General features: G+C 45.3%; 9 protein-coding genes and 1 pseudogene. 3 read left to right on the forward strand and 7 right to left on the reverse strand.

Annotated features, from left to right (window positions below):
- Positions 1-6: 6 nt before the first annotated feature.
- From cydB to aspS, 7 genes and pseudogenes are all read right to left on the reverse strand, one after another.
- Complete coding sequence (gene cydB / locus BCU12_RS20535; protein WP_102406230.1) at positions 7-1143, reverse strand: cytochrome d ubiquinol oxidase subunit II; 1137 nt, start codon at positions 1141-1143, stop codon at positions 7-9.
- A gap of 14 nt (positions 1144-1157) precedes the next feature.
- Positions 1158-2750: a cytochrome ubiquinol oxidase subunit I gene (locus BCU12_RS20540; RefSeq protein WP_102406232.1), complete on the reverse strand. Its 1593-nt coding sequence runs from the start codon at positions 2748-2750 to the stop codon at positions 1158-1160.
- Positions 2751-3093: 343 nt separating this feature from the next.
- Positions 3094-4101, reverse strand: coding sequence for a Holliday junction branch migration DNA helicase RuvB (gene ruvB, locus BCU12_RS20545; RefSeq protein ID WP_102406234.1), 1008 nt, complete (start codon positions 4099-4101; stop codon positions 3094-3096).
- A 22-nt stretch (positions 4102-4123) separates the two neighbouring features.
- Positions 4124-4741, reverse strand: coding sequence for a Holliday junction branch migration protein RuvA (gene ruvA, locus BCU12_RS20550; RefSeq protein ID WP_102406248.1), 618 nt, complete (start codon positions 4739-4741; stop codon positions 4124-4126).
- An 80-nt stretch (positions 4742-4821) separates the two neighbouring features.
- Positions 4822-6272: pseudogene (locus BCU12_RS23505) on the reverse strand (methyl-accepting chemotaxis protein).
- 127 nt (positions 6273-6399) lie between these two features.
- Complete coding sequence (gene ruvC / locus BCU12_RS20560; RefSeq protein ID WP_102406236.1) at positions 6400-6921, reverse strand: crossover junction endodeoxyribonuclease RuvC; 522 nt, start codon at positions 6919-6921, stop codon at positions 6400-6402.
- A 237-nt stretch (positions 6922-7158) separates the two neighbouring features.
- Entirely contained in the window at positions 7159-8934 is a 1776-nt protein-coding gene (gene aspS / locus BCU12_RS20565) for an aspartate--tRNA ligase (RefSeq protein WP_102406238.1), read from the reverse strand.
- Between the two features lie 303 nt (positions 8935-9237).
- Between aspS and BCU12_RS20570 the strand changes: the two genes are divergently transcribed.
- The 3 genes from BCU12_RS20570 to cmoB form a co-directional block, all read left to right on the forward strand.
- Complete coding sequence (locus BCU12_RS20570) at positions 9238-10104, forward strand: DUF72 domain-containing protein (protein WP_102406240.1); 867 nt, start codon at positions 9238-9240, stop codon at positions 10102-10104.
- Between the two features lie 175 nt (positions 10105-10279).
- Positions 10280-11008 (forward strand): carboxy-S-adenosyl-L-methionine synthase CmoA, encoded by a 729-nt coding sequence (gene cmoA / locus BCU12_RS20575; protein WP_102406242.1) that lies wholly within the window; start codon positions 10280-10282, stop codon positions 11006-11008.
- Between the two features lie 132 nt (positions 11009-11140).
- Positions 11141-12031 (forward strand): tRNA 5-methoxyuridine(34)/uridine 5-oxyacetic acid(34) synthase CmoB (gene cmoB, locus BCU12_RS20580; protein WP_102406244.1); only part of this gene is annotated, 891 nt, incomplete at its 3' end.

Below are 12031 nucleotides of genomic sequence, written 5' to 3' on the forward strand. Positions count from 1 at the left end.
TGCTCCTTAGTAAAGTGAAGTTTTGTTGTCTTCGATGTACTTGCTATCAATACGGCCGAACATTTTGTAATAAGTCCAAGACGTATAGCAAAGGATGATTGGCACCATAACAAATGCGACACCTGTCATCAGGTTCAAGGTCAACTCACTCGACGTCGAGTCCCACATCGTTAAGCTGTGACCAGGAATCAAATCCGAAGGCATTACAAATGGGAACATTGCCAACCCAGCAGTAAAGACAATACCTGCGTTAGTTAAACTTGAAGACACAAAAGCAAACCCAGGCTTATTCAAGCGAGAAAACAATGACGCAAACAAGGCACCAAAGACACCAAGAGCGGGTGCTGCCCACATTAGTGGGTAAACTTCAAAGTTATTCATCCATGCGCCCACTTCACGAATCACTTCTTTGTTGGTTGGGTTCGAAGGTGCACTCGTATCAATCACACTGGAGATAACATAGCCTTCTATAGATTGAACCCAAACGCCACCGAGGATGAAGAGAGTTAAGAGAACCAATCCTGCTATTTGAGCAATGGTGCGAGCGCGCTCACGTACAACATCGCTTGTCTTCATTTGTAGCCACGTCGTCCCTTGCAGGATAAACATAAGCAGCGCAACAACACCACAAAGTAAACCAAAAGGATTCAGCAGACCAAAGAATGTACCGTGATACGTTGGCATCAAGAAATCATTAAACTGGAATGGTACGCCTTGCAGAAGGTTACCGAATGCAACACCAAAGATAATTGGTGGTACAAAACCACTGATTGAAAGACAGATATCCCATGTCTTGCGCCATTTAGGATCTTCAATCTTTGAACGGTAATCCAGTCCAATCGGTCTTAACCAAAGAGCAGCTAGGGCAACAATCATCGCGAAATAGAAGCCAGAGAATGAGGTTGCGTACACCTGTGGCCATGCAGCGAACAGTGCACCACCGGCAGTGATCAGCCATACTTGGTTGCCATCCCAGTGCGGCGCGATGGTGTTGATCATCACTCGTCGCTCGCTATCGGATTTACCTACGATAGGAACAAGGGCGCAAACCCCCATATCAAACCCATCGGTAACAGCAAACCCTACAAAAAGGACACCAATTAATACCCACCATATAAGGCGTAACGTTTCGTAATCAAACATATTTAACTCCCTACCTATGCTTCTACTTGGCGGCTAACTTTGTCTTCAGCAGACTGCCCATTTTGTTCAAAGTGATATCGTCCAGTTTTAAGACTACTTGGACCCAAGCGTGCAAATTTCAGCATTAGGTATACCTCGGCAATCAAGAACACGGTATATAAAGCGACGATGGCAATGAGCGACGTCCAAATTTGCCCTGCGGTTAATGCTGAAGCAGCCACGTGCACAGGTAAAATTTCACCTACCGCCCATGGCTGACGCCCAAATTCGGCAACAAACCATCCCGCTTCAATTGCGATCCAAGGCAATGGAAGGCTGATCAATGCAGCTTTGAGAACCCATGGCTTATCTTCAATTTTCTGACGACACGTCTGAACAAATGAAAGACCGAAAACAAACAGCATGATGAAGCCACACGCGACCATGATTCGGAAAGACCAGAACAGTGGCCATACGGTAGGAATTGAGTCGTCTGCAGCAGCTTGAATTTGCTCTTCCGTCGCATCGACAACGTTGTCAGTGTACCGCTTCAGCAATAGACCATAACCGAGGTCAACCTTAATGTCGTCGAAGGCAGACAGGTTCTCTTCAGTGCGCTCACCGGCTCGAATGCGCTCGAGTAGATCGTATGCGATCATACCATTACGAATACGTACAATGTGCTCATCACGCAGATCTCGTAAACCAGTCACTTCAGTGTCGGTAGAGCGAGTGGCAATGATGCCCATTACGTATGGAATTTTAATCGCGTAATCCGTTTCCATTGTCTCTTGATTTGGAATACCAAAGACCGTGAACGCAGCAGGAGCAGGCTCAGTGTGCCATTCTGATTCAATCGCAGCGAGCTTCACCTTCTGGACATCACCCAACTCATAACCCGATTCATCACCTAGAACGATAACAGAAAGAATTGAAGCCATACCGAACGAAGCGGCAATCGCAAATGAACGACGTGCAAACGCAACATCACGCCCTTTCAATAGGTAGTATGAGCTGATAGCCAGAACAAACATTGAACCCGCTACGTAACCAGAGGCCACCGTGTGTACGAATTTAACTTGAGCAACCGGGTTTAGCACCACTTCGGCAAAGCTCACCATCTCCATACGCATGGTTTCGTAGTTAAACTCTGCACCGATTGGGTTTTGCATCCAACCGTTTGCAACCAAGATCCACAGCGCAGATAAGTTTGAACCTATCGCCATTAACCAGGTTACCGCTAAGTGTTGTCGTTTTGAAAGTCTGTCCCAGCCGAATAAGAATAGGCCAAAAAGAGTAGATTCAAGGAAGAATGCGACGAGCGCTTCAATCGCGAGGGGGGCACCGAATATGTCACCTACATAATGCGAATAGTAGGACCAGTTAGTACCAAATTGGAACTCCATTGTGAGACCAGTTGTCACGCCTAACGCAAAGTTAATCGCGAATAACTTACCCCAAAACTTTGTCATGTCCTTATAGATCTGTTTATCGGTCATTACATACAACGACTCCATGATGGCAAGTAAAAACGCCAATCCTAAAGTCAACGGTACGAACAAGAAGTGATACATCGCGGTAACTGCAAATTGCAAACGCGACAGATCGACTACGTCGATATCGAACATTGATTACTCCTTTGTGCCGGCTGAAGGCACTTTCTCTGTGTGATAATACCCTTAACGCACTAAGAGGCCGCTTTAGGGTGTTACGCAAAGTTTACTTTATTGTTAATTCCGTGTTACACCGTAACGGCGCAGAGCCATTCGAGTTTACTCCTGAAAGTTGAATTATTCAAAATAATTTGAGCTGTTAAAGGTCAAATTTTTAGATAAAAATCGTTAACGATTGTAAACTAAAGAAAATTAAGTTTAGATGATTAAAAAATAGTAGAGCAACTTACGTACAGAGCTGATTTTAAGGTATAAAAAAAGCCAATCTAAATCGGCTTTTCATTCTAAACATCTATATTTATTCTTTGTTTATACCAAAGTGCAAATAAGCTCTATCGGTAGCAATTCGACCTCTTGGGGTACGTTGCAAATACCCTTGCTGAATCAGATAGGGCTCTAGAACATCTTCAATCGTGTCTTTTTCTTCACCGATGGCTGCCGCCATGTTGTCAAGCCCCACTGGCCCACCGCCAAATTTTTCCATTATTGCCAGTAGCAGCTTTCTATCCATGTAGTCAAAGCCTTGCGCGTCAACATCAAGCATGTTTAGAGCTTTGTCAGCAATCTCTTCGCTGATATGTCCCGTCCCTTTCACCTCGGCATAATCTCGAACGCGACGCAGCAATCGGTTAGCGATTCGAGGTGTTCCACGAGCTCGACGCGCTATTTCCATAGCGCCTTCAGGCTCCATAGAAAGATTTAAGCAATCAGCACTTCGTTGAACAATGTTCTGTAGATCAGCAATCTTGTAATACTCAAGGCGCTGGGTAATACCAAAACGGTCTCTCAAAGGAGAGGTCAGCGACCCTGCCCGAGTCGTTGCACCAATCAAAGTAAAAGGTGGTAAATCTATCTTAATAGACCGAGCTGCAGGGCCTTCACCAATCATAATGTCCAATTGGTAATCTTCCATTGCCGGATAGAGAACCTCTTCGACCATCGGGCTTAAGCGGTGAATTTCATCAATGAATAGAACATCATTTTCTTCTAGGTTCGTGAGAAGAGCCGCTAGGTCACCCGCTTTCTCAAGGACAGGGCCAGATGTGGTGCGAATACTCACTTCCATTTCGTTAGCAACAATGTTTGCCAACGTCGTTTTACCTAAACCGGGAGGGCCAAAGATCAAAAGATGATCAAGAGGCTCATTTCTTAGTTGAGCCGCTTTGATAAAGATTTCCATTTGGTCTTTTACATGGTCTTGTCCGGTGTAATCCACCAACTTTTTAGGTCGTATTGCTCTATCAATAACCTCTTCTTCTTTGTAAACAGGGCTATCTGGAGCAATAAGTCGATCGGCTTCAATCATAGTAGTCGTGTCCTAGTAAGGTTTAAACCATCGACTTAAGAGCATCGCGTATCAGCTGCTCACTGGTCATGTCATCGCGTGCGATTTGTGAAACCACCTTCGATGCTTGAACTGGCTTATAACCCAAAGCAAGCAAGGCACTCACGGCTTCGTCTTTTGCATTTTTAGAGTTATGAGCGGAGGCAGTATCAGCAGGTGCAGTATCAGTAGCGGGTGTAAACAAGTCCCCTTCCCCCCAGCCTTTCAGTCTGTCTTTCATTTCCACAACTAAACGCTCTGCGGTTTTCTTACCCACACCTGGAAGCTTAACAAGCGTCGATATATCTTCTCGTTCAACACTGGCCACAAATTGACTCGCCGACATACCAGACAAAATACCAAGGCCTAGCTTTGGCCCAACGCCATTGGCTTTGATCACTTCTCTAAACAGGGCGCGCTCTTTCACGGTATTGAAGCCATATAAAAGCTGCGCATCTTCTCTTACGACAAAGTGAGTATAGATGATCGCTTCTTCACCTAATTCAGGCAACTCGTAGAAGCAGCTCATCGGCATTTGGACTTCATAGCCAATGCCGTTAACTTCAATCAATAATTCAGGGGGCTGTTTTTCTATTAGTGTGCCGCGAAGACGTCCAATCACGAGAGTTCTCTTTACGAAAGTAATTTGCGACAGAATAATAAAGAACTGGATAGACATCCAGTTCTTTATGCGATGGAGAATTAAATTTTAGAGACAACCATATCCAGTTGGTGTGTAAGATCACGCACAGAATCAACCTGCGTATTTAGAGCATTACCATTTTCAGCGACAACCTCTGATATCGCTTTCGTGTTTACAACGCTTTGAGCCACCTCACTGCTGGCGACATCGAGTTCTTTTAATGATTCCGTTTGGTTGGCCATGATATCGGCAAGCCCATTGACGTCCGTCGAGATACTGGTGACTTGACGAATAATCGAGTTCATTCGCTCAGCACTTTCCGTGACCACTTCTTGCCCGTGTCTCACCTCTTGTTCACTTCTATCCAGTAAGGAGCGTATTTCAATCGCAGAGTGGCTGCTCTTGGCCGACAACTCCCTTACTTGCTCTGCAACAACCGCAAACCCCCTTCCCTGCTCTCCGGCTCGGGCAGCTTCAATCGCTGCATTCAGCGCTAACAAATTGGTTTGCTCTGCAACAGATGTAATGAGATCCGCCACCTTCATTATTTCTTCTTGGCTACTAAGAATTTTACTCATTGCAGAGGTCGAGGCAGACAATGTTTCAGAGCTCATCTCAGCTTGCTGATGAACTTTACTGCTGCGTTGATGCAGCTCATCAACAAATTTTCTCGACTCTTCAACACCGACCGCCATTTGATGACTTGCTGACTCATTTACTCAGCGGCACTGGCTTGCGATTCACAGTTCAAATTGAGGTCGTTCACTTGCCCATCAAGCTGTTTAGACTGAGATTCGAGCTGTGCAGACACATTTTTAAGCTCCATCGAGTTGGTTGTCGCTCTTTGCAACACATCCGCTAAACGATGCGATCCCGCCTGAGCGTCAACGGCTACTTTGTCACTTTCTTGCGTTGCGAGCTCTGCCTTCTCAATGGCGTTGTCTCTTTGTTTTGCAGTAAAGGCCTGAGCAATACATATCACGATCAGTGGCAGAACCGTTCCAGACCAGACCTCAACACGCTGCGCTGAATCGCTAAGTTCTAATGATGGGAAGTTCACACCTAAAAGGTGTTGGTAGGTCATGACAGACGCCACACCAATAATGGCGATGCTCCACGCCAGAGCCATTATTCGAGTGCCAGAGAGAAAGAACGCGACAATCAGCAGAGGAATCCAAAATGCCTGAGTCGAATCAACAACACCACCACTTTGATAAATAATGTTTAATGCGTGAAGTGCCATGCCTATGAAGCCGATGTTCAAGGCAATGAACGGATTTTTTAACCAGCGAAGCGTTGCAGCAGACAAAACTTCCAACACGATAAGGGCAATAGAAGTGATAATGAGGGCGTCATGGCCGTTCTTATTCCATTTGATAAGGCTATACAAGCCCACAAAAAATGCGATGAAGGTAAATAGCGACAATATCTCAGCTTGTCTTTGTTCTTTTCGACTCCATTGATTATTGACGGGCATACAAGCCGTTCGCCATAACGTGGCAGGGTTCATAAAAATGCATCCTATAGCAAGCTTCTAATTAGACCTCCGACTACTATATTTATTTAACATTTTTACAACAAATAAATGCACTAGAACTGCTTAACATGTCTCATTTTTAATAACGCCGTACCATAAATTAGCGGTAGCGCCCTTTCTTTGCTCCACTTGCTTTTCCAGCTAAGGCTGCAAGCGTCTTGTTTGTGTTCGCATGACAGATAGCGACACCAAGCGCATCAGCTGCATCCGCTTGTGGTTTAGCGGGTAACTTGAGCATGTGTTGAACCATATGTTGAACCTGGGCTTTATCCGCACCACCGGTTCCAACGACGGCCTGCTTAATCGAACGAGCAGAATATTCAAAAACAGGCAAATCGCAATTAACCGCCGCAACAATTGCACTGCCTCTTGCTTGACCCAGTTTAAGTGCAGAGTCCGGGTTTTTCGCCATGAAGACTTGTTCAATCGCAAACACCTCAGGTTGAAACTGAGTAATGATTTCCGATACCCCCGCGTAGATCTGCTTTAACCTACCAGGTAACTCTTTTTCAGACATGCGAATGCACCCACTGCCTATATAATGCAGATGACGCCCTTGCTGAGAAATAACGCCATAGCCTGTTATTCGTGAACCAGGGTCTATGCCTAGAATGATTGTCATTAACCGTTACCTAATCGAGTGATTACCTAAATGAGTGTTTACACGACAGCTTGTGCCCGTGTTTTTACTTTCTATTCTATCTCGAATTCTTTATTGCGTTTTGTGTCTGGTAGTAACCAACAAGCGCACCTAAAAACAAAAAATGCCCACTAATGGGCATTTTTTTACAGCTGACTCACTAAAGAATTAGCAATATTCGACAACATTGCGTTCGAACTCATGCTAACCGTAAGCCGATTATTCAGCGTCTTTTTGAGCCGCAGTCACAGCGATTGCAAGTTCGTCCAATGAAGCTGGGTTTGCAAGACTTGGTGCATTTGTTAGCAAACAAGCCGCTGCCGTTGTTTTCGGGAATGCAATCACGTCACGGATATTTTCTGTACCACAAAGCAGCATCGCTAGACGATCAAGACCGAATGCTAATCCCGCGTGTGGTGGTGTGCCGTATTTTAGTGCATCGAGTAGGAAGCCGAATTTCTCTTGTTGCTCTTGTGCTTCGATACCTAGAATACCAAACACAGCTGTTTGCATTTCAGCGTTGTGGATACGAACAGAGCCGCCACCCACTTCATAACCGTTGATCACCATGTCGTACGCATCTGAATTAGCTGCCGCAGGGTTCGCTTTAAGCTCTTCTGCGTTTACACCTAATGGAGAAGTGAACGGGTGGTGCATCGCGTGTAGGTTACCTTCACCGTCTTCTTCGAACATTGGGAAATCAACAACCCAAAGCGGTGCCCACGCTGACGTATCGGTCAGCTCAAGATCAGTACCCAGCTTGATACGCAGTGCACCCATTGCTTCAGCAACGATGTTCGCTTTATCTGCACCAAATAGGATGATGTCGCCGCTTTCTGCTTCAGTACGCTCTAAAAGACCATTGACTACGTCTTCATTGAGGAACTTAGCCACTGGAGATTGAACGCCTTCAAAACCGGCTGCTCGGTCATTCACTTTCATCCAAGCCAGACCTTTCGCACCGTAAATACCCACGTACTTACCGTATTCATCGATTTGCTTACGAGATAGTGACGCGCCACCCGGTACTCGAATAACCGCGACACGGCCTTTTTCATCGTTAGCTGGACCTGAGAACACTTTAAAGTCGACGTCTTTAACAAGATCAGCAACATCAACAAGCTCAAGCGGGTTACGTAAATCTGGCTTATCAGAACCAAAGCGACGAATCGCTTCAGAGAATGGCATCACTGGGAACTGACCTAGCTCGACATCCAATAGCTCTTTCCACATATCGTGTACTAGCTTCTCTGTGATGTTACGAACTTCTTGAGAAGACATGAACGATGTTTCGATATCGATTTGAGTGAATTCAGGCTGGCGATCCGCACGTAAATCTTCATCGCGGAAACATTTCACGATTTGGTAGTAACGGTCAAAACCGGACATCATTAGAAGCTGCTTGAAAAGCTGTGGTGACTGAGGAAGCGCGTAGAAGCTGCCTTTGTGTACACGGCTTGGTACTAGGTAGTCACGAGCACCTTCAGGCGTTGCTTTCGTCAGTACTGGAGTCTCAATGTCTAAGAATAGGTTTTCATCTAGGAAACGACGAACGAAGCTCGAAGCACGCGCACGCAGTTTAATGCGGTCACTCATCTCTGGGCGACGTAGATCGATGTAGCGATATTTTAGACGCTGCTCTTCAGAGTTAGTTTGATTGAAATCGAGTGGCAGAGCATCAGAACGGTTGATGATTTCAAGACCTGTCGCCAGCAACTCTACTTCGCCTGTTGCCATGTCTTTGTTTACTTGGCTATCAGGGCGAACACGCACCTCACCAGTAAACTTGATACAGAATTCATTACGCAGTTGACTCGCAACCTCGAATACTTCCGCCATATCCGGATCGACAACAACCTGAACAATACCTTCGCGGTCACGCATATCAATAAAAATAAGACCGCCTAAATCACGGCGACGATTAACCCAGCCGCAAAGTTCTACAGTTTGTCCTGCAAGGGACTTGTTCAGTTGACCACAGTAATGGGTACGCATAATGAATTTCCCAATCTCTCTATTGGTTGTATAACCAGTTATCTAATTCCAAAGCTGAGGGCGGCAAAATTCCACCCTACAGAGCAAAGGAATATTTATACGCGGAAACTCGCTTAAAATCGACCTTCCGCACTCGAATTTGTTGTGTTTTATCTGGCTTTGCCGCTTTTTAATACACCAAGCGGGCAAATAATCATCAAAACCAAAAAAATTGGGCTAATTATATCTCGAAAGTACCTTAATCAGCAAAAGTCTCGTACAGTAGTTTTTAGCCTGATAATGGAAATGGAATTAAGAGGTTTCATGAGTCATCTACCTTTACGACTTGGCCTCACTATGTGGTCACACTCAGAATGGCAATCTTCCTTTTATGGGAAGGGAACGAAGCCGTCAGAAAGACTAGAAAAATACGCGTCGGTTTTTCATTGTGTCGAAGGAAACACGACCTTTTACGCGACGCCTTCGATGAGCACCGTTCGAAACTGGCAGCAAGCTTCACACGATGATTTTCACTTTACCTTTAAGCTCCCACGCGCCATTACGCATCAGCAGCAATTACGCCACTGCCAACAGGAGCTGACTGATTTCCTAAACATTATGGCTCCACTTCATGATCGTATTGGCCAATGGACCATTCAACTACCGCAGCAGTTTGAACCTCGTTCACTCGACACTCTAAAACAGTTTTGCACCCTCTTCCCGCAAGAGATGAAGCTGGGTGTCGAAGTTAGGCACATGGGGTTCTTTGACAAAAGTGACAATGAAAAACGATTCAATCACTGGTTAATCGAGAACGGCATCAATCGAATTATTATGGACAGCCGGCCTGTTTTCTCAGCACCACCAATCACCGAAGCCGTCATTGACGCTCACCAGAAAAAACCAAGAGTTCCGGTTCACGCTATCGCAACGGCAAACCAGCCGATGATTCGTTTCATTGGTCATCCTGACGAAAGTGCCAACGTCGAGTTCTTTCAACCATGGGTAAAAAAGCTTCCACAATGGATAGAGGAAGGCAAACAGCCTTACGTCATGATCCATACTCCAGACAACATAGAAGCGCCGCAACTCGCGCAACGTCTGTATCAAACGCTCTCTGACGTCGTATCTTTGCCCGATTTAAATGCGTTTCCGGCACAGCGTGGGAACCATCAAATCTCGATGTTTTAACCCACGCCTTGCCCATTGTTTGGTAATGGTTGAACGAATCTACAAAGTACAAACAGATTTACAGTCCACATATCGAAGTCTGAGTGACACAAGCGGATAAATTACGTAAAATGCGCCACCCTTAAAATGGGATAGACCTTTCTACCCTTGGATCAGACAGTCATGAGAGAACGTTATGGGCAATAAAGACACGATATTTTCCGCACCAATTGAGAAGATGGGTGATTTTACCTTTGATGAGCGTGTAGCCGAAGTTTTCCCTGACATGATTCAACGCTCCGTTCCGGGGTACAGCAATATCATTTCAGCGATTGGCATGTTAGCCGAGCGTTTTGCGAAGCCGCACTCCAAGGTTTATGACTTAGGATGCTCTCTTGGCGCCGCCACTCTTTCAATGCGTCGCCACATAAACCAAGAAGGGTGTGAGATCGTCGCTGTCGATAACTCCGCAGCCATGGTTGAGCGCTGCAAACTCCACATCAATGCCTATCGTTCAGACACTCCCGTTGAAGTCATTGAAGCCGATATTCGAGACATTGAAATCGTCGACGCTTCTGTTGTGGTATTGAATTTTACGCTTCAGTTTTTATCCCCTGAAGATAGACGCGCTTTACTGAATAAGATTTACGCTGGGCTTCGCACTGGCGGTATTCTCATCCTTTCGGAAAAATACGTCTTTGAAGACAGTACAGCCAATGAACTCTTAATTGACCTTCATCATGACTTTAAGCGCGCCAACGGTTATAGCGAACTCGAAATTAGCCAAAAACGCAGCGCCATTGAAAATGTGATGCGTCCCGACTCTATCCAAGATCACAAGCAACGCTTTAACGATATTGGTTTCGCTAGCAGCGAAGTTTGGTTTCAGTGCTTTAACTTTGGCTCGATGTTCGCCATTAAGTAAGCGGCCATCGTCAACTATTTTTTATTATCGGCAAGAATGAACTTAATGCTTTCCTTCATGCCTTACTTTGGTTCAGTTAGCTCGCATTTCTGAACACATACTGAATTAAGATACACCAACAGGAACACATACATGTTCGACTTTGCAAATTTCTATCAACTCATTGCTCAAGAAGACCGTCTTCAGCCATGGCTGAATACACTCCCACAACAGTTAACGGATTGGCAAAATGCAGAGCATGGAGATTTTGATCGCTGGCTAAGAGCCCTGAAGAAAATCCAATCAGGTAAACCTGACAATATTGATTTGAAAGATTCGGTATCGTTATCCAACTCGACGCCTCTAAGTTCTGGTGAAACGAAAAAACTCGAGAACTTACTTAAAACATTTCACCCTTGGCGCAAAGGGCCATATACCGTTCATGACATTCATATCGATACGGAATGGCGCAGTGATTGGAAATGGGATCGCGTATTGCCCCATATTTCACCGCTGAAAAATCGCAATGTCTTGGATGTTGGTTGCGGTAATGGTTACCACATGTGGCGCATGTTGGGCGAAGAAGCTCGCCTTTGTATCGGTATCGACCCTTCTCACCTATTCCTTGTTCAATTCGAAGCCATTAGAAAACTGATGGGTGATGACCAACGTACGCATCTATTGCCACTAGGTATTGAACAAATGCCAAAACTAGAGGCATTTGACACTGTATTTAGTATGGGTGTTCTATACCATCGTCGCTCCCCTCTTGATCATCTGATTCAACTGAAAGACCAGCTCGTTTCAGGTGGAGAGCTAGTTTTAGAAACGCTCGTCATTGAAGGCGATGAAAACACCGTTTTAGTGCCTGTTGATCGCTATGCGCAAATGCGTAACGTTTACTTCTTTCCATCGGCTCGTGCATTGAAAGTTTGGTTAGAACAAGTTGGCTTTGAGAGCGTTCGTATCGTTGATGAAAATACAACAACAACGGGTGAGCAACGCACAACTGAATGGATGACGCACAATTCACTACCCGACTAC

Source organism: Vibrio sp. 10N.261.55.A7 (genome assembly GCF_002877365.1).
In the GTDB taxonomy this organism is placed as follows: domain Bacteria; phylum Pseudomonadota; class Gammaproteobacteria; order Enterobacterales; family Vibrionaceae; genus Vibrio.